This is a genomic window from Megasphaera hominis (assembly GCF_014269395.1).
GTDB classification, from domain to species: domain Bacteria; phylum Bacillota; class Negativicutes; order Veillonellales; family Megasphaeraceae; genus Megasphaera; species Megasphaera hominis.
In genome coordinates this window covers 15,695-32,729 of sequence record NZ_JACOGK010000001.1, presented here as the reverse complement: position 1 = coordinate 32,729, position 17,035 = coordinate 15,695, and the positions used below count along the sequence as shown (strand labels likewise).

Sequence of the window (17,035 nt, the reverse complement as noted above, 5' to 3'; positions counted from 1 at the left end):
TCCTCCTTCGGGTTTTATTATACTTTCAACAATAGTACCATCCAGTACTATTTGTCAAGGCGCACGAAAAAGAGGCTGCCAAATAGGGGAAGATAGCAGCCTCTTTTCCGGATGACCTATATAGTAGTAGAGGGGTAGAGTGGTATCACGTTAATTCTTCGTATTCCGGGAAGAGAATGGAATTTTCTTTGAAGATGTGAATGAAGATATCGTCAAAGAGGGCTTCCATTTCTTTGTATGTCTGTGTGTACGTAAGACATGCGTCTTCCGGCAAAGTGAAATTATCGGTCAGGGCCTGGATTTCCTTGATGATGTCGCCTGCAGCGGAGTGTTCGTTTTCCAGGGTTTTTACGTACGCAATGGTTGCCTGGTCCGGTGGCATATTAGCCCGCATGAGGGGGAAGACAAGGCGTTCTTCCTTGGCAAAGTGTTCTTCTAGTTCGGCCTTGAGGTGGGCGTAGAGACTGTGCAGCTTTGTCAGGAGTTCACCGTGATGAGGATAATGGACGATGAGGATCTTGTTGAGGAGCTGTTCTACTGATGCCATCTGTTCCCGTTCTGTTACGTGATGGGTCTGTTCGAGACTATCGAGCATGTCCAAAATGGAGAGGTTTTTGAAATCGTCGATAGAGGCAACAGTGGAACCGTCTTGGTTCTGTGCTTTTTCAGCAATAGCATTGAGCTGTGTCAGGAGCTCATCGAGATTGACGTCCTTACCGACGACGCCCTGGGACAGGGTATGATCGCCACCGCAGCAATAATCGAGGTGTAAATCGTTGAGCAGACGAATCGTCTGGGGATACTGTTTAACAACGTCAGCAAAGGTATTTTCTTTGGTAATCATGAGGCATGCCTCCTTCTATACAACCTGCATCTTTGCAGTGGGTATCTCTGTTCATGACTATATTCTACGATAAGAAAGAAAAATAATCTGTTGCAAGAACAACGAGGGATAAAGATTAGCAAAAAAAATTGACCGCTCTTTCCAGGTGGGCTAGTATATAGAATATGGTGTATAATAAAGCGTATAACGGGCAATGAAACATGCCCGAGCGAACGAATAGAGGAGTGTTACTACTATGTATGATTATCTCATCGTTGGCAGCGGCCTTTTTGGCGCTGTTTTTGCCCATGAAATGAAACAAGCCGGCAAATCCTGCCTGGTTCTCGAACGGCGGCCCCATGTAGGCGGCAACGTCTATTGTGAAGAAAAGGAAGGCATCCATATTCACACATACGGTGCCCATATTTTCCATACGTCGGACAAGAAAGTCTGGAATTACGTCAACCAGTTTGTAGAATTCAATAATTACGTCAATTCGCCTGTAGCCAACTACAAGGGCGAACTCTACAATCTGCCCTTTAATATGAATACCTTTGCCAAGATGTGGGGCATCGTCACGCCGGCTGAAGCAGCTGCCAAAATTGCTGCCCAACGTGAAGCTGCCGGCATTACAGAGCCGAAAAACCTGGAAGAACAGGCCATTTCCCTCATTGGGACGGATATTTACACGAAGCTCATCAAGGGCTATACGGAAAAACAGTGGGGCCGCAGCTGTACAGACCTGCCGCCTTTTATCATCAAGCGGCTGCCCGTGCGCTATACCTTCGACAACAACTACTTTAACGACCGCTATCAGGGCATTCCTATGGGCGGCTACAACGTTCTCATCGAGGGCCTTTTAGATGGTATCGAAGTACGGACCGGTGTCGATTTCTTAAAAGACCGGAATGCATATGCCGCCATGGCTAAAACCATCGTCTATACCGGCCCTATTGATGAATACTTTGGTTATCAGCTGGGCCGCCTGGAATACCGGGGCCTGCGCTTTGAAACAAAGCGCCTGGAAGAAGAAAATCACCAAGGCGTAGCCGTCATGAACTACACGGACCGGGAAACGCCGTATACGCGGATCATCGAACACAAGCACTTCGAATTTGGCACGCAGCCTGTAACCTATGTGACGAAGGAATACCCGGCAGACTGGCAGCCCGGTGAGGAAGCGTATTATCCCGTCAACAACGAACAGAACCAGGCCCTCTATGCCCAGTATCAAAAGCTGGCCGCCGGGGAAACGGGCGTCCTCTTTGGCGGCCGGTTGGCAGAATATAAGTATTATGATATGGACGATGTCATTGCCAGCGCCCTTAGTGCAGTAGGAGGCATACTATGATTATTACAGCAGAAGAAGCAGAAGAACAAGCCATACTGAGTACGGCCAAACAGATGATGGCAGCCATTCATACGGCACCGAAGGGCTGCGGCATGGACAAGGTAAAAACCATTGCCCTTACCGGGAGCGATAAGGACTGTCTGGCTGATGAAATGATGAAAATCAACGCCGAAACAGGCCTGGAATTTTTCAAACGCGATTCGGAAAATGTCCGCAACAGCGCCCTGGTCATCCTCGTAGGTGTACCGGACAGCCCGCTTGGCATGCCTCACTGCGGGATTTGCGGCTTTACCGACTGTGCTGCCAACCGCGTGGCTGGCGGCCGCTGCATCTTTACCATTGCCGACTTGGGCATTGCCTTGGGCTCTGCTGTATCGCTGGCTTCATCCCAGGATATTGATTCGCGTATTTTTTATTCTATTGGCAAGGCAGCCATGCGCCTGCACAGCCTGGGCGACAAGGTGACGAATATTTTCGGCATAGCCCTTTCTGTATCGTCGAAGAATATCTTTTTCGACCGGGGGCCGCGCAAGATTATGCAATAAATTACAGGTATAGGAAGGGAGACTTTTTCCTTGAAGAAGAAGGTAGTTTGTATGGTAACCTTGGCTCTCGTGGCGGCACTCAGCCTGCCCGTTTTGGCTAAGGATAAAGATAAGGGCGTAGAAACGCCCTTTGCCAATTGGGGCATAATTACGGTGCCGACGGATCTCCAAATGAACCAGGGCACACAGGAAATGCTTACGGCCCAGCGCTACGGCAATGACGTAACGCGTATGCTGGAACAGATTTATCCCGTAGAGCCTGTAAGCTGGCAAGTCGTGCAAATCGACCAGGGCATGTTCCAGTACGGCTATGTCCTGCGCTACAGCGTCAACCTGTGGCAGGTTGAATCGGCGCTTCAGGGACGGTCCACGGAAAATGCGTACCTCCGGGATATTGGCGATAAGCCTGACGCGGCAACGCTCATGAGCCACGCCAATAACCGCCTCATCACGATGCTGCCTGCAGGCTGGTCCGTTGTAAAACCCTTTACCGCCAAGACGGTTAAGGGAACGAAGTTTTACGAAGCCACGTTGGCTGATCAGTTCATCGTCAATCAGGCTTATTTTACAGAAACGGTCCGCGTCATCAGCTGGGTCCATGGCAATGCTGTAGAAATAGCCGTTGTCTTTGCCCACAATGGCGATGGTGAAAATCTCTTGGATACCGTCACAGATATGCTTGAACATGCAAAAAAGATGCCGCGCTGACGGCATCTTTTTTATCAGATCAGATTTGTACTTAGTTTTCTTCTTTCATGATGTTTTCTAAGTGGGCGACGAGCTTCATGTTTTCGGCGTAGTCGATGGGGCAGTCGATGATGACCGGCTTGTCCTGCTTAAAGGCTTTTTCCAGTGTCGGCAGGAGGTCTTCTGTCTTCTTGATGCGGTAGCCAATAGCGCCCATGCTTTCGGCGAGCTTGACGAAGTCCGGATTGGTGAAATCAACGTATTCGTGGTGGCCGTACTGCATATCCTGCTTCCATTTGATGAGGCCATAGCTGCAGTCGTTGAAGATAAGGGTTACGAAATTCGTGCCCAGGCGGTGGGCTGTTTCCATTTCCTGGCAGTTCATGAGGAAGCCTGCGTCACCGGTAATGGCGAGCACCTTGCGGTCCGGATGGATGAGCTTGGCTGAAATCGCTCCGGGGACGGCAATACCCATAGTGGCAAAGCCGTTGGAAATGATGCACGTGTTCGGCTTGTAGCAGTTGTAATGGCGGGCAACCCAAACTTTATTGGCACCGACGTCGGAAATGACGATGTCGTCCGGGCCCATGACGCTGCGGCAATCGATGAGGGCCTTCTGCGGTTTTACCGGGAAGGGCATGTCGTTGGCGTAGCTTTCGTGTTCAGCAACCATATTTTTGCGCATTTCCAAATAGTACTTTGGTTCCTGCAGGCGGGCTGCCTTTTCCATAATCCGTTCGAGGGAGTTCGGAATGGAGCCTACGACTTCGACCTGCGGCTGGTAGTTTTTGTTGATATCGGCAGGCATGGAATCAATATGAATAATATCGGCGTTGTTCAGATGCCATTTGGCCGGTGCGTATTCGATAATATCGTAACCGATGGTAATGACCAGGCTGGCTTTTTCGAGCATTTTCGTCTGGTAGTCATCCATCGGAATACCGACCGTCCACATGGAATACGGATCGTCGTAAGGAATAGCGCCCTTGGCCATCATCGTGTTGACGACCGGGAGCTTGAGCTTTTTGGCAAAGGCTGTGAGCTGCTTCGACGCATGGCTGCGGATGACGCTGCTGCCGGCCAGGATGATTGGATTCTTGGCGTAGGAGATCATGGCTGCGGCTGCTTCAATCTGGTCTTCCAGCGCTGTTTCGCAGCGGATGGTCTTGTGACGCAAGGGCTTTTCATCGTCGCCAACAGGCATATGGCTAATGTTGACGGGCAAATCGATGAAGGTTGCGCCCGGTTTTTCCCGTTCGGCGTATTTGAAGGCCAGACGCGTAATTTCGGCCATCGTGTCCGGACGGACGACGGTATAGGCCCGGCGCGTAATCGGTTCAAACATAGCGCGCAGGTCCAAATACTGATGGGCTGTAATGTGCATCTTGTCCGTACCTACCTGACCGGAAATGGCGACCAGCGGTGCGCCGTCGCAGTCTGCATCGGCAACGCCTGTAATGAGGTTTGTAGCCCCAGGTCCGAGGGTAGCCATGCAGACGCCGGCGTGACCTGTCAAACGGCCGTAGACGTCAGCCATGAAGGCAGCACCTTGTTCGTGACGGACTGTGATGAATTCGATTTTAGATTGTTTCAGGGCTTCCATAATGGCGAGGTTTTCTTCACCGGGAATACCAAAAATATAATGAACGCCTTCTTCTTCTAAACATTCGACGAGTAATTCTGCTGTGTTGCGTTGTTTCTTTTCTACCATGAGTAAGAACCCCTTCCAATAAGATTACTATGTAGTATCTTTTGCGTTTCCAATTATAGTATGTGGCAATTGAATTTGCAATTTCACAATGTGGTAATTAATCTTATTTTAATAATTATCGAGATGAGAAATAGTTTCTCAAAAATACGTATGATTGCCGATTATTACATGTTTTATCTCTTTTATTTGACGTAAAAAGCACGTAAAATAATTTCATATAAATGAATTGAATTCTGATTTATGAAATTTGATATGCGGTTTTTTATTTCATAAAGTGAAATATATAACAAAAGGAGATTTTTTAATGAAGCACATCTTGATCAGTGCCTGTCTCTTAGGGCAGGCGTGCCGCTACGACGGCCAGAGTAAAACCTATGCAGCCATTGAGAATTTGTGGCATATGCCGGACGTCACGCTTATTCCCTTTTGTCCGGAACAAGGCGGCGGTCTGCCTACGCCGCGGCCGGCATCGGAACAGCAGGGCGACCGCGTCGTTACGGAAACGGGAGCAGATGTAACGGAAGAGTATGAACGCGGTGCTGACCAGGCGTTGCGCCTGGCCCGTCTCTACAGCTGTACATGGGCGGTCCTCAAGGAAAAGAGCCCGTCCTGTGGCAGTGGCGAAATCTATGATGGTACCTTTAGCCGCACCCTTACGGCTGGCGATGGTGTTACGGCGGCACGGCTCAAGGCTGCCGGTATCCGCGTCGTAGGGGAGAAACATTTGCAGCCCCTTTTAGCGGCTTTGCGTCACGTAGGCGTATAAATATTTCTTGCTTTATGGGGTTCACTTTGTTACAATAAATGAGTACGCAAGGAGGAAATTAACTGTGAAAACCGTAATGCATGAAGCACTTGAATGGGTGTATGCCATCGTCATTGCCTTGGCTATCACCACGCTGATCCATATATTTGTCGTTCAGCCGACCCGGGTTTCCGGTGAATCTATGGTACCGACGCTGCATAATGGGGAATACCTCGTCGTCTCCAAGATTGGTCATGTCCTCGGAGAAACGCCGAATTATGGCGATATCGTCATTATTGACAGCCGTGTCAACTATCCTCGTACGTGGCTGGATGACCTGTCGGAACCGATGGACAATTACCTGGCCATCTTTAGCTCCCGTTTCCAGACGAAGAATGTCTGGGTCAAACGCGTCATCGGCCTGCCTGGTGATACGCTGGCCTTCCACGACGGCAAGGTTTGGCGTAATGGCAAAGCCCTGGATGAACCGTACATCAACGGTCCTATGGACTACAGCCGTGCCGGTGAAGTCAAAGTACCGGAAGGCTATGTCTATTGCATGGGCGATAATCGTAACCACAGCAGTGACAGCCGGTTCATCGGTCCTGTTCCCATCGATCACGTCCTGGGCAAGGTTGTTTGGTAAGTTAGGTTGTATGCAGAGTTTGATGTGCCACACGGTGCATCAAACTTTTTTTATAGGAGGCAAATATGAGCAGAACAAAAGAAGAATTACATGGAATTACAGAACTGGGCAGCCAGCATACGGTATATGGGCAGGATTACGACCCGGGCCTTTTGGAAACCTTCGTCAATAAGCATCCTGACCGGGACTATTTCGTCAAATTCAACTGCCCGGAATTTACCAGCCTGTGCCCGATGACGGGCCAGCCGGATTATGCCACTATCTACATTTCCTATGTACCGGGTGAACGCATGGTAGAAAGCAAGTCCCTCAAGCTTTATCTCTTTAGCTTCCGCAACCACGGCGATTTCCATGAAGACTGTGTCAACGTCATTATGGACGACCTGGTAAAGCTGATGGAACCGAAGTACATTGAAGTGTGGGGGAAATTCCTGCCCCGCGGCGGCATCAGTATCGATCCGTACTGCAACTACGGCAAACCCGGCACACCGTGGCAGGAAGTGGCCTGGCAGCGCCTGTCCCAGCACGATCTCTATCCGGAAAAAATCAACAATCGCGGCTAAGTGTCTCCTGTTTTCTAAAAATATGGTATAATAACTCTTATAGGCTTATCATATAGTACATAGGAAGAGAAAAGGCGGTGTTTCTTTTGAAAACAAAAAAGATACTGGCAGCACTCTTGCTGTCCCTGGCCGTTTCTGTAACGGCCTTTGCCAAGGACGACCTGTGGCAATATAATCAGTTTACGACGATCGATATGAATTCGGCTAAGATTTCCTATCCGGCAGGTATGCAGACCCTTACCTTTGAAACGATAGAAAAAGCCGGCGAAACGACGGATTACTGCACGTACGTCTATAACGTGGATGAACAGACCATTCAGCTCAAGGAAATGGTAACGCGTACAAAAAAGAGCAAGTACAAGAGCAGCTTCTATCCGGAATCGGTCAAGAACGGCAATAACGTCATCAAGGCCCGGGCGCGCATGGCAGACGATGTCCTGCAAAAGGTACTGGCCAAAAAAGAAAAACATTAAGAAGTAACGGCACTTCTTCCAGAATCTGGGAGGAGTGCCCTTTTTGGAGGGGAAACTATGGAATTACGGACGCTGAAGTATTTTCTCACCGTCGCCAGGGAAGAAAACATTACGCACGCTGCCGATGTCCTGCACATTACACAGCCGACGCTATCCAGGCAAATGGCAGCCCTTGAGGAAAAACTGGGCGTGACCCTCTTCGAACGCGGCAGTCATCACATTACACTGACTGACTCAGGCATGCTTTTACGCCGCCGGGCCCAGGAAATCGTAGAGCTTACGTGTAAGACCGTAGAAGAAATGGCTCATGCTGATATGGATGTGGCAGGAAATATTTCTATCGGCGCAGGCGAAACGGCCAATATGGAATATCTGGCCCAAGGCATAGCAGCCTTCCAAAAACGCTATCCGGACGTCACCTTTTCTGTTTACACGGCCATTGCCGATGACGTAAAGGAAAAACTGGAACAGGGTTTTCTCGACTTCGGTCTCGTCGCTGACCCGGTCGATATTAGCACATACCATATTGTGCAGCTGCCTAAACGGGACGGCTGGTGCCTGTTCATGCGCAGAGATGATCCCTTAGCCAAACTGCCCTGCATCCATCCGAAAGACCTGTCTGGCCAGGATATTATTATTCCCATGCGGCCTTCTGTACGTAATGACGTAGAAAACTGGCTCGGTCCGTATGCAGGAACGATTCGCATCCGAGGCCATGTGAACCTCTCCGTCCACAATATGGGCTATCTCGTCCGGGCAGGCGTCGGCAAGGTGCTTACGTTCATGCTGGAAACGGTGCCGGACGAATTTCATCTCTGTCCCCTTGAACCGGATATGAAAGACAGTGGCTTTTTTGTTTGGCGCAAGAACCAGTTTGTAGCTAAGCCCGTACACCTCTTCCAGGATTTTTTCAAAGACTATATAGCCGGTCTTTCTGCAGATACGAATGGTGAGACAGAGAAAAAGGACTAACCGCAAGCGGCCGAATTATGGTATAATAGGGGACATCTAGGTTTACTATATTTGAAAAGGCGGTGTACTTTTTGAAGGCAAAAAAAATTCTGGCCGTATTGGCCTTAACTCTGGCTGTTTCTGTGACGGCCTTTGCAAAAGAAGAAGTCTGGCAGTACAACCAGTTCACGACCATTGACATGAGTACGGCAAAGCTGTCCTATCCGGCAGGCATGGAAACCCTGACCTTTGAAACGGTAGAACAGGCCGGTGACACGACGGACTATTGCACGTACGTCTACAACGTGGATGAACAGACCATTCAGCTCAAGGAAATGATCACGAAGACCAAGAAGAGCAAATACAAGAGCAACTTCTATCCCGAATCGGTCAAAAATGGCAACAACGTCATCAAGGCCCGGGCCCGTATGGCTGACGCAGTACTCCAGAAAGTAATGGCCGAAAAAAACAAGAAATAAGAAGGCATGATGAAAAACACTTCTCCTGAGGACCTTGGGAGAAGTGTTTTTCTTTCTCTGGGGAGAACGTACTCGCTGCTTGAACAACGAGGGATAGAGGCGGAACGAAACGTCTCGTAAACGTGATGCCTGCAAAAGTACTGCAAACCGGGGATAGGGGTGAACCTATGCCTATCATGCTTACTTCCACACCTGCATAATAAAGAAATACGCCCGAGGCATACATAAAGATAAAATATAAGCATTAGATTTAAGGATATATTTCTCCTATACTATAACTATGGAAAATAATAGGCTGAGAAAAAACTAAATTTTCTGTCTATTTCCATGCGGGTATTAGTTTTACAAAGTAAGAGGGGGAATACAGTATGGGACGTTTTGGTATGGAAGAATGGGGCTTGGTCCTTTTGATCGCCCTCGTCGTTTTTGGACCCGGCAAGATCGCCGGTCTGGGCAAGGCCCTGGGGAAGAGTGTCCACGATTTTCGCAGCGCTCTCAATGGGGTAGAAGCACCGCAGGAACCGGAAGCTCAGGAACAGAAGGGGGCCGTGAGCCACCATGGCTAAGATCTCAAAGGATATTGTCCGCTATCGTTCGTTGCGGCTTGCAGGCTACGTCATTGGCTTTATGCTTTTTTATGCACCTTTTGACGGTTTTGCCCGTTTTATCGACCTTTTCATTACGCCGACGCAGCTTTACAGCATTCATGAACCATGCTTCCGCATTCCGCTCCATGATTTGCTCCTGGGCAATATGGGCGAAGCCGGTCCGGTGTCACTCATCGCCTTCGGCCTTTTACTCGTCGTGTCGCTTTTCTTTGGGCCGCTCTTTTGTGGCAAACTCTGTCCGGCCGGAGCACTGCCGGAATATTTGTCCCGTCTCGTGCCGGACCGCTTCAAGATTGACTGGCCTAAACACATTCCAGCCACACCTATCCGGTACGGTTTCTTTGCAGGCTTTCTCCTGGCCGGTGTCGTCGGTATTAGCGAACATTGCTCATATTGCAATTTCTACGTCTTCGATCTCTTCGTCCAGACAGTAACGACGGGTCATTTGCCGGTTTATTCTATTTCCCTTATTCTGACCTTTTTGGTTTGGTTCTTCATCATGGGCATCTTCACGCAAGGCGGCCGGGGCTTCTGTAATTTCCTCTGTCCCGTTGGTGCCTGCAGTAATTTGGTCCATGTTTTAGGCGTGCATATACCGTGGACGTGGCGTTTGCGCGTGGGCCAGCCGTCGTGCGTTCACTGCGGCCGCTGTACCAAGGTCTGTCCCATGAGCTGCCTGACTCTGACGGATCATGCCCTGAAGCTCGACCGGCATCGCTGCATCCTCTGTCAGGAATGCCAGCATACATGTCCGGCCAAGGCCATTTCCTACGGGAGAGGTGAAGTAAAATGAAAAAGTTTACCATGCTCGCCAGTTCTGGCGCGGCAGGAACGGCTTTTTTGAGCAGTGCTGCAGAGACAGCATCCGGCGCAGCACCACTGTGTAACGGTATTTGTGGTACCTGCGGCGGTGGCTGTGTCATTGCCATAGCGGCTGTGGCCTGGATGGGAGCCACGGCATTTTATAAGAAGAAGCACAAAGAGGGGGATGCAGACCATGAATAGAAGAAACTTTCTGAAAATTGCCGGGTTAGGCGCGGCCGGACTGGCCCTTTCCGGGTGTGGTCTCAAGTCGCGGCGTGAAGCCTTTAACGAACAGAGAATAACCAGTATTGCCGACACGGGGGACGTACAATACAGGATTATTCCTCACAGCAACACGAAGGTCAGTACCATTGGCATCGGTGCCAGCGCCATTCACGAAGCGGATGGCGACGAAATCCAGCGCATATTTGATTATGCTGCAGATAAGGGCATTAATCTCGTCGATACGGTCATGTCGAACTTTGCCTCGGCAGAGCTCATGGGCAAGGCCATGAAGGGGCGGCGACAGTCTTTTATCACGCAGATGCATATCGGTGCGACCTATCCCGGTGGTACCTATACGCGGACCCGTGATTTTGCCAAGGTCAAGGAAGGCTTTGAAACACAGCTGAAAACCTTCCAGACCGATTACAGCGACATCGGTTTCATTCACTATGTCGACGAAGGCAAGGATTACGATGACATGCTCAATAATGGCCTTCTCGATTACGCCCAGAAGCTGAAACAGGAAGGCATTATCCGCAATATCGGGTTTTCCTCTCATTCTGTAGAAATGGCTAACCGCTTTCTCGATACGGGCCTCATGGACGTCTACATGTTCAGCATCAACCCGTCGTACGATTTCGTTTCCTCCGGCGGCGGCATGACCCTCGACGCAGACCGCAAGAAGCTCTACGAACGGACCCAGCAAATGGGTGTCGGCATTACGGTCATGAAGGCCTACGGCGGCGGCCGTCTCCTTTCTGCCGGTTCGTCGCCCTTTGGCAAAGCGATGACGCCTGTCCAGTGTATCCAGTACTGTCTCGACAGGCCGGCGGTTATTTCCGTCATCCCCGGCGTGCGCAACCTCATGGACCTCAAAAGTGCGGCCCTCTATTATGCAGCTACACCGGAAGAACGAAGCTATTCGGATATCCTTAAATCACAGGTCAAGGACATGGACGGCGTTTGCATTTATTGCGGCCACTGCCAGCCCTGTGTGCGGGCCATCGATATTGCGGCAACGAATAAGTTTTACGATCTGGCCCAGGCCGGCGATGCCCTGGCGAAGGATCATTATATGCGCCAGTCCCGTAAGGCCGGTGATTGTATCCAATGCGGCCAGTGCGAACCGCGCTGTCCCTTCCACGTACAAATCCGGGCGCGCATGCGGCAGACGAAAGAATATTTTGGCGCGTAAAGGTGACGGAGAAAGAGGCGATTTAGATGGACAGACGCGAGTTTTTAAAGCTATCCGGACTCGGTATGATGACTTTGTTTTTAAGCGGTTGCGGTACGATCCTTTCTCAGGGTGGTACGTCGGCGGCAGCTGCGATTGGAGGAGGAAAGAAAATGAAAATTGTCGTAGTAACGGGGAGCCCTCATGATCATGGCACGTCGTTTTTGCTGGCCGATAAGTTTATTGAAGGGGCTAAGTCAGCCGGTCACGACGTATTCCGCTTTAATGCGGCTTTTGAAGATATTCATCCCTGTATTGGCTGCGATCATTGCGGCATGGATGGTGATTGCATTTATAATGATGCAATCCAGCAAAAACTCATGCCCCATCTGCTCGATATGGACATGATTGCCCTTATTACACCATTATATTATTACGGTATGTCGGCACAGCTAAAGACCATTGTCGATCGTTTTTATTCCCGCACGGGACATCTCACGGGCAAGAAATCAGTCCTCATGGCTACGGCCTATAATAGTGCCGACTGGACCATGAATGCCCTGGTTGATCACTACGATACACTCGTCCGCTACATGGGCTGGACCGATATGGGCAAGGTCCTGGCCATTGGCTGCGGTGCCCGTTCACTGATTGAAAAATCTGAATTTCCCGACCAGGCCTATAAGCTGGGCGCCAGTCTTTAAGGAGGAGATCCCATGGGCTTCTTATTTCAGCACCATCCCATACGCTGGCTCTACGTAGCCATAGCAGCTATCCTGGCAGTCGTCGTTTCATCATACGTTCATTGTCTCCTGAATCCGTGGACCGTGTGCAGCTCTGCAGCTTCGTCATACAGTATGAACCAGTATAGCATGGAAGAAACGCCGTTACAGGCAGGCCTTTCGTTTCCCGGCGGTCAGGCAAAACTGGAATTGTACGATACAGAAGCCGCCCTTGAAGTAGCGGAACGGCGGCCTTTTGTCGTCCAGCTGCAGCATCAGGGCAATCGTTTGGTCCTGCCAGGCCTGCCGGCTACGGTATTTCAGCGCGAAAGCAATAAGGGCATGAATCCTGTCGCCGGTGACGTAGCCTTCGATACGGCTAAAAACGAACTGGTCGTATTTTTGGCCGACGAAGCAGCGTCAGACGATCTTATTCCTTTAGGTCATGTGTCTCAAGGTCTCGACAACATGAAACACGCAGGGGAGGTATTCCAAACCTATGTCACACAATTTGAACCAAGCAAAGCTAAGTAAAAACTACAATATTTCTCCGGATATCGTACGGAAATACGAGGCCTGTTGCCGTAAAGGCCAGACAGGCCCTTATACGGATTCTGAAATTGAAGAACTGAGCCTCGTGGCAACTCTCGTAGACCTGGGCTTTTCTGACAGGGATATTTGTACGTATTTGCATCTTAGCCATGCCCCCGGTGAACATCAGGCAGAGCTGTTGCAGCTCATTGACACACAACGCCGGCAGCTGGTACAGCGAATCCATACAGAACAGCGCAAGCTCGATTGTCTTGATTGTCTGCGCTACGAAATGAAAAAACAGTAAAAAAGTAATAAAAAAGTACCGTCCTATGCAGGTATTGGTAATCCTGTACAGGACGGTACTTTTACATTGGAGAGTTTATTATTTCCCTTTGAGGCAGATGCTCAGCCACTTTGGCAGGGGCAGCCACGTAATGATAGCCGAGAATGCTGTAGCCAGACAGGTGACTGCCAGGTAAATGGCAATGATGTAAAGGCTTCTCAGGTAAATATGGAAGTGAGCTGCAGACCACGTGAGGAAGCTCAAAAAGAGGGGATGTACGAGATAAATGGGATACGAGTAGTCGCCCAGAAGGGAGAAGAACCTATGCAGGAACGGCGGTACGCGGTGACATTCGAGCCAATAGAGAAGGTAGAGTATCGTCGACAGGGTGTAGGCCATGCCGATAGGGCTCAGCTGATGGATCGTAAAGACGGCAGATAGGGCGTCGTAGTGAAGCGTTGCCATGATGCCGTAATAGGCCATGAGCATGCCTGCTGTCGTCAGAGCCTGAAAGCTATTGACCAAAAGACCGTGCCGGGACAGCCAGTTGCACGTTGCCTGGAAGTGTTCAGCTGTAAAGGCGCCGAAGAGGAAGATGAAGAGATAGTGCAGGACGACGTAGTTCAGGCGGTACGTAAAGGCATCCTGCAGGAACGGATTGGCCGAATGGAAATCCCAGACGTAGCTCGAGTAGAAGTTGAAGACTACGTTACCGGCAAAGAGCAGGGTAAACCAAAACCAGGGGTGGTGATTCATGCCGCGCAGCATGACGCGCCACAAAGGCATGAGAAAATAGAACCAAAGGAGAATAACGAGAAAATAGATGTGATACATGGCCAGGCCATACCAGAGGGTACGTATAAAGGCAAGAGGCTGGAAAATACTGGCGTTATGGCTGAGAATAGAGCTATAGGTCATGTAAAACAGAGACCAGGCCACGTACGGTACGAGGACGGTACGCAGGCGGCGCTTCAAATAGTCCTTGTAGACAAAGGGGCCTTCAACAGGCTGGCTCATGAACATGCCAAAGGCCGAGAGAAAGAAGAACGTCGGCACGGAAAAACGGGAAAGGATTTCCAGAACAGCCACGAGCTCGAGATTGGGCGTCGGGTTGAGGAGTGCCACAGAACCAACGTGAATGGCAATGACGCCAAGCATGCAGATTCCGCGCATATAATTGATAGAATGTATAAATCGTTTTGACATCTGGCACCTCAATAGATACAATATAATAGATACTTCAGTTTTTAATTGTAACACATTTGTCATATTTTCTGTAGAGTAGAGAGGTTGTTATGGAAGGAGCGAATCTGCGTATCCTGACGCGGACAGGGATTATCGTGGCCCTGACCTTGATCTTGCAGAGCCTGCGCCTGTGGATTCCCATGCCACCGCAGTTCAGCTTTGCCTTTATCGGCGTCCTCGTCAATGCCTGCCTGATTACAGCTGTCCTGGCTGTAGATTTGCGGGCCGGTATTGTCACGGCTTGTGTGACGCCTTTTTTTGCCTATATCGAAGGCATGCTGCCCTTCCTGCCCTTTGTCGTCCCTGTAGCCCTGGGTAACTGCGTTTACGTGCTCCTGGCCTGGCTGGGCCGCAAGCACTGTCTGCTGGGCTTCAGCGTGGCAGCACTGGGGAAGGCGGCCACTCTTTTCCTGGGCTTTTATATACTTTTTGCCGCCGTAGCCTTTCCGCCGGCTATGCGGCACACGCTGCTCTTTATCATGAGCTGGCCCCAGGTAGTGACAGGTTTAGGAGGCGCTGCTGTCGGCTTTTTTGTCTGCCGCAGCCTTGCCCGTTCCCATATTATCTAAAGGAGTTTTTCCATGTCTATCTTTTATTATGTTCCTGCTGTACTCGGAGTGTTCTTTATTGCTGTCGGCATTTGGCACGGCTGGCGCCTGCGGGCCCTGACACGTCACTGCACGGCGCCGGCTACGGGTACAGTTATGCAATTTGACGTAGAAAAGAATAAGAGCGGCGATATGTATTATCCGGTCGTGCGCTTTTCTGTCCATGATGAGCAGTACACGGCACGCTATACCTTTGGCAACAGCGAATGGAGTTTTGAAGCCGGCGACACGGTGGATTTGCGCTATAATCCGTCACGGCCGGAAGAAATATATTTGTATCATGAACAATCGACGCTGCAGCAATATGCCAGCCCGGTCATGATTATCGTCGGCGGTCTGATTTTTATCGCTACGTATTATATTGAGCTCTAAAAAAGTACCGGCTTTTAGGCCGGATCAAAAAGGAAGTATGACATGACAGATAGTACAAAGTATACGCCGGACCACGCGTCCGGTGTCAATCAAAAGGCCGTACAGGCCATGCAGGATTTTCTCGAAGCCTTGGGACTGGACCTGACGGCTCTCGGTATGGAAAAAACACCGTACCGTGTGGCTGAAGCTTTTGGTCAGTTTTTTTCAGGCCTCCGTGAGGATCCTAAGGCGCGCTGGGGCAGTCTCATCGAAACGGAGTCGAATGGCCTGGTCGCCGTGCGTCAGATCCGGTTTTATTCCATCTGTGAGCATCACCTCCTGCCTTTCTTCGGAACCGTTTCCATTGCCTATTGCCCGCACGAGGGAAAAATTGCCGGTTTCAGTCACTTTGCTGAAGTTGTTGATGTCCTGGCCCGGCGGCCGCAGCTGCAGGAACGTTTTACAGCTGACATTTGCCAGGCTGTAACCGAAGGCCTGCAGGCAGACGGTGCCTTGGTCATCGTTCAGGGCACACATTTGTGTTTGTCCATGCGCAACCGGCAGGGGAGCGATTCGGATATTGTCACGCAGGCGTCCTATGGCTGCCTGGCTGAAGGTACAGAAGCCGGACGGGAAGCGTGGAAGCTGTTGATGAAGGGGGCAAATCATGACTAATCTTATGCGCGAGTACCATTGGTCTGACGGAAAACGTTTGATAGTTGGTAAGAAAACGCTCATCATGGGCATCCTCAATATTACGCCCGATTCCTTTTCGGATGGCGGCAAATGGAATTCCATTGATGCGGCTTTGCGCCATATGGAAGAAATGGTACAGGACGGGGCCGATATTATCGATATTGGTGCCGAATCGTCGCGGCCAGGCTTTACGCCCCTTTCGGCAGCTGAAGAAATAGAACGGCTTCAGGTCATTTTGCCTAAATTAGTGGAACATTGCCCGGTGCCTATTTCCGTCGACACGTATAAGGCTGAAACGGCAGATTATGCCATGACAGCCGGTGCTCATATGATGAACGATATTTGGGGTCTCCAATATGCGCAGGAACCGGGGCAGATGGCAGCCGTAGCAGCCAAGCACGGTGTGCCCGTAGTAGTCATGCACAATCAGTCTGGCACGGACTATGATGATATAATGGAAGATATGAAAGCCTTTTTTGCCCGTTCGGCAGCCATTGCAGCTGCTGCCGGTGTGCTGCCGGAACAGATTATTACCGATCCGGGTATTGGCTTTGGCAAAACGTGCGAGCAAAATATATATGTCTTGCAGCACTTGAAGGAATTGACGGCTTTGCCGTATCCCCTGCTCCTCGGTACGAGCCGCAAAGGCTTTATCGGCAAGGTCCTTGATTTACCCGTAACAGAACGGATGGAAGGTACCGGTGCTACGTGCGTCGCCGGTGTCCTCGACGGCTGCGCCATCGTGCGCGTTCACGACGTCCGTCCCATTGCCCGTATGTGCGCCATGGCAGATGTCCTGGCAGGCAGATAA

Annotated in this window: 23 protein-coding genes; 20 read left to right on the top strand and 3 right to left on the bottom strand. The window is 50.3% G+C overall.

All coding sequences use genetic code 11. From position 1 onward, the window contains the following. Positions 1-145: 145 nt before the first annotated feature. Entirely contained in the window at positions 146-844 is a 699-nt protein-coding gene (locus H8J70_RS00205) for a DUF542 domain-containing protein (RefSeq protein ID WP_186501750.1), read from the bottom strand. Between the two features lie 235 nt (positions 845-1,079). Here H8J70_RS00205 and glf point away from each other — a divergent pair, with 235 nt between their 5' ends. From glf to H8J70_RS00190, 3 genes are read left to right on the top strand one after another with little or no spacing between them, the layout of a single operon-like run. Then, the gene (gene glf, locus H8J70_RS00200; protein ID WP_186501749.1) at positions 1,080-2,174 is read left to right on the top strand and encodes a UDP-galactopyranose mutase; all 1,095 of its coding nucleotides are present in this window, start codon (positions 1,080-1,082) and stop codon (positions 2,172-2,174) included. Then, positions 2,171-2,719: a ferredoxin domain-containing protein gene (locus H8J70_RS00195; protein WP_186501748.1), complete on the top strand. Its 549-nt coding sequence runs from the start codon at positions 2,171-2,173 to the stop codon at positions 2,717-2,719. The genes glf and H8J70_RS00195 overlap by 4 nt, the downstream gene beginning before the upstream one ends. A 30-nt stretch (positions 2,720-2,749) precedes the next feature. Continuing rightward, positions 2,750-3,427, top strand: coding sequence for a hypothetical protein (locus tag H8J70_RS00190; RefSeq protein WP_186501747.1), 678 nt, complete (start codon positions 2,750-2,752; stop codon positions 3,425-3,427). Positions 3,428-3,458: 31 nt separating this feature from the next. On the opposite strand, the gene H8J70_RS00185 is transcribed toward H8J70_RS00190, so the two are convergent. Continuing rightward, positions 3,459-5,117 (bottom strand): acetolactate synthase large subunit, encoded by a 1,659-nt coding sequence (locus tag H8J70_RS00185; protein ID WP_186501746.1) that lies wholly within the window; start codon positions 5,115-5,117, stop codon positions 3,459-3,461. Between the two features lie 304 nt (positions 5,118-5,421). On the opposite strand from H8J70_RS00185, the gene H8J70_RS00180 reads away from it, so the two are divergent. From H8J70_RS00180 to H8J70_RS00120, 13 genes are all read left to right on the top strand, one after another. Next, a complete protein-coding gene (locus tag H8J70_RS00180) occupies positions 5,422-5,883 on the top strand; it encodes a 2-thiouracil desulfurase family protein (protein ID WP_186501745.1) in 462 nt (153 codons plus the stop codon). 76 nt (positions 5,884-5,959) lie between these two features. Further along, positions 5,960-6,508 carry a signal peptidase I gene (lepB, locus tag H8J70_RS00175; RefSeq protein ID WP_186501853.1) on the top strand — a complete coding sequence of 183 codons (549 nt, stop codon included), beginning with the start codon at positions 5,960-5,962 and terminating at the stop codon, positions 6,506-6,508. A 65-nt stretch (positions 6,509-6,573) separates the two neighbouring features. After that, complete coding sequence (gene queF / locus H8J70_RS00170) at positions 6,574-7,071, top strand: preQ(1) synthase (protein ID WP_186501744.1); 498 nt, start codon at positions 6,574-6,576, stop codon at positions 7,069-7,071. Positions 7,072-7,148: 77 nt separating this feature from the next. Further along, complete coding sequence (locus H8J70_RS00165; protein ID WP_288200883.1) at positions 7,149-7,544, top strand: hypothetical protein; 396 nt, start codon at positions 7,149-7,151, stop codon at positions 7,542-7,544. A 57-nt stretch (positions 7,545-7,601) separates the two neighbouring features. Continuing rightward, positions 7,602-8,516, top strand: a complete 915-nt coding sequence (locus H8J70_RS00160; protein ID WP_186501742.1) for a LysR family transcriptional regulator — start codon at positions 7,602-7,604, stop codon at positions 8,514-8,516. Positions 8,517-8,578: 62 nt separating this feature from the next. Continuing rightward, positions 8,579-8,974 carry a hypothetical protein gene (locus H8J70_RS00155; RefSeq protein ID WP_288200884.1) on the top strand — a complete coding sequence of 132 codons (396 nt, stop codon included), beginning with the start codon at positions 8,579-8,581 and terminating at the stop codon, positions 8,972-8,974. A gap of 368 nt (positions 8,975-9,342) precedes the next feature. Further along, complete coding sequence (locus H8J70_RS00150; protein ID WP_186501740.1) at positions 9,343-9,540, top strand: Sec-independent protein translocase subunit TatA/TatB; 198 nt, start codon at positions 9,343-9,345, stop codon at positions 9,538-9,540. Beyond that, positions 9,533-10,375 carry a 4Fe-4S binding protein gene (locus H8J70_RS00145; RefSeq protein ID WP_186501739.1) on the top strand — a complete coding sequence of 281 codons (843 nt, stop codon included), beginning with the start codon at positions 9,533-9,535 and terminating at the stop codon, positions 10,373-10,375. Before H8J70_RS00150 ends, H8J70_RS00145 begins: the two co-directional genes overlap by 8 nt. Then, entirely contained in the window at positions 10,372-10,587 is a 216-nt protein-coding gene (locus H8J70_RS00140; protein WP_186501738.1) for a hypothetical protein, read from the top strand. Before H8J70_RS00145 ends, H8J70_RS00140 begins: the two co-directional genes overlap by 4 nt. Beyond that, complete coding sequence (locus tag H8J70_RS00135; RefSeq protein ID WP_186501737.1) at positions 10,580-11,806, top strand: aldo/keto reductase; 1,227 nt, start codon at positions 10,580-10,582, stop codon at positions 11,804-11,806. Before H8J70_RS00140 ends, H8J70_RS00135 begins: the two co-directional genes overlap by 8 nt. 26 nt (positions 11,807-11,832) lie before the next feature. Beyond that, positions 11,833-12,489: a flavodoxin family protein gene (locus H8J70_RS00130; RefSeq protein ID WP_186501736.1), complete on the top strand. Its 657-nt coding sequence runs from the start codon at positions 11,833-11,835 to the stop codon at positions 12,487-12,489. Between the two features lie 12 nt (positions 12,490-12,501). Beyond that, positions 12,502-13,041 carry a cyclophilin-like fold protein gene (locus H8J70_RS00125; RefSeq protein ID WP_186501735.1) on the top strand — a complete coding sequence of 180 codons (540 nt, stop codon included), beginning with the start codon at positions 12,502-12,504 and terminating at the stop codon, positions 13,039-13,041. After that, entirely contained in the window at positions 13,007-13,345 is a 339-nt protein-coding gene (locus H8J70_RS00120; protein WP_222433515.1) for a helix-turn-helix domain-containing protein, read from the top strand. The genes H8J70_RS00125 and H8J70_RS00120 overlap by 35 nt, the downstream gene beginning before the upstream one ends. A 78-nt stretch (positions 13,346-13,423) precedes the next feature. Here the strand turns inward: H8J70_RS00120 and H8J70_RS00115 are convergent, their stop codons facing one another. Next, positions 13,424-14,530 carry an acyltransferase gene (locus H8J70_RS00115; RefSeq protein ID WP_186501733.1) on the bottom strand — a complete coding sequence of 369 codons (1,107 nt, stop codon included), beginning with the start codon at positions 14,528-14,530 and terminating at the stop codon, positions 13,424-13,426. A gap of 89 nt (positions 14,531-14,619) precedes the next feature. Between H8J70_RS00115 and H8J70_RS00110 the strand changes: the two genes are divergently transcribed. From H8J70_RS00110 to folP, 4 genes are read left to right on the top strand one after another with little or no spacing between them, the layout of a single operon-like run. Then, complete coding sequence (locus tag H8J70_RS00110; protein WP_186501732.1) at positions 14,620-15,138, top strand: hypothetical protein; 519 nt, start codon at positions 14,620-14,622, stop codon at positions 15,136-15,138. Between the two features lie 12 nt (positions 15,139-15,150). Next, positions 15,151-15,549, top strand: coding sequence for a DUF3592 domain-containing protein (locus H8J70_RS00105; protein WP_186501731.1), 399 nt, complete (start codon positions 15,151-15,153; stop codon positions 15,547-15,549). 42 nt (positions 15,550-15,591) lie between these two features. Beyond that, complete coding sequence (folE, locus tag H8J70_RS00100) at positions 15,592-16,203, top strand: GTP cyclohydrolase I (protein ID WP_186501730.1); 612 nt, start codon at positions 15,592-15,594, stop codon at positions 16,201-16,203. Continuing rightward, the gene (gene folP / locus H8J70_RS00095; protein WP_186501729.1) at positions 16,196-17,035 is read left to right on the top strand and encodes a dihydropteroate synthase; all 840 of its coding nucleotides are present in this window, start codon (positions 16,196-16,198) and stop codon (positions 17,033-17,035) included. The genes folE and folP overlap by 8 nt, the downstream gene beginning before the upstream one ends.

Coding starts and splice junctions, on each gene's coding strand:
- H8J70_RS00120 (WP_222433515.1), top strand. CDS start 13,007: ATGTCACACAATTTGAACCAAGCAAAGCTAAGTAAAAACTACAATATT.
- H8J70_RS00180 (WP_186501745.1), top strand. CDS start 5,422: ATGAAGCACATCTTGATCAGTGCCTGTCTCTTAGGGCAGGCGTGCCGC.
- folE (WP_186501730.1), top strand. CDS start 15,592: ATGACAGATAGTACAAAGTATACGCCGGACCACGCGTCCGGTGTCAAT.
- H8J70_RS00160 (WP_186501742.1), top strand. CDS start 7,602: ATGGAATTACGGACGCTGAAGTATTTTCTCACCGTCGCCAGGGAAGAA.
- H8J70_RS00115 (WP_186501733.1), bottom strand. CDS start 14,530: ATGTCAAAACGATTTATACATTCTATCAATTATATGCGCGGAATCTGC.
- H8J70_RS00150 (WP_186501740.1), top strand. CDS start 9,343: ATGGGACGTTTTGGTATGGAAGAATGGGGCTTGGTCCTTTTGATCGCC.
- H8J70_RS00205 (WP_186501750.1), bottom strand. CDS start 844: ATGATTACCAAAGAAAATACCTTTGCTGACGTTGTTAAACAGTATCCC.
- H8J70_RS00135 (WP_186501737.1), top strand. CDS start 10,580: ATGAATAGAAGAAACTTTCTGAAAATTGCCGGGTTAGGCGCGGCCGGA.
- queF (WP_186501744.1), top strand. CDS start 6,574: ATGAGCAGAACAAAAGAAGAATTACATGGAATTACAGAACTGGGCAGC.
- glf (WP_186501749.1), top strand. CDS start 1,080: ATGTATGATTATCTCATCGTTGGCAGCGGCCTTTTTGGCGCTGTTTTT.
- H8J70_RS00105 (WP_186501731.1), top strand. CDS start 15,151: ATGTCTATCTTTTATTATGTTCCTGCTGTACTCGGAGTGTTCTTTATT.
- H8J70_RS00130 (WP_186501736.1), top strand. CDS start 11,833: ATGGACAGACGCGAGTTTTTAAAGCTATCCGGACTCGGTATGATGACT.
- folP (WP_186501729.1), top strand. CDS start 16,196: ATGACTAATCTTATGCGCGAGTACCATTGGTCTGACGGAAAACGTTTG.
- H8J70_RS00140 (WP_186501738.1), top strand. CDS start 10,372: ATGAAAAAGTTTACCATGCTCGCCAGTTCTGGCGCGGCAGGAACGGCT.
- H8J70_RS00185 (WP_186501746.1), bottom strand. CDS start 5,117: ATGGTAGAAAAGAAACAACGCAACACAGCAGAATTACTCGTCGAATGT.
- H8J70_RS00125 (WP_186501735.1), top strand. CDS start 12,502: ATGGGCTTCTTATTTCAGCACCATCCCATACGCTGGCTCTACGTAGCC.
- lepB (WP_186501853.1), top strand. CDS start 5,960: ATGCATGAAGCACTTGAATGGGTGTATGCCATCGTCATTGCCTTGGCT.
- H8J70_RS00195 (WP_186501748.1), top strand. CDS start 2,171: ATGATTATTACAGCAGAAGAAGCAGAAGAACAAGCCATACTGAGTACG.
- H8J70_RS00110 (WP_186501732.1), top strand. CDS start 14,620: ATGGAAGGAGCGAATCTGCGTATCCTGACGCGGACAGGGATTATCGTG.
- H8J70_RS00145 (WP_186501739.1), top strand. CDS start 9,533: ATGGCTAAGATCTCAAAGGATATTGTCCGCTATCGTTCGTTGCGGCTT.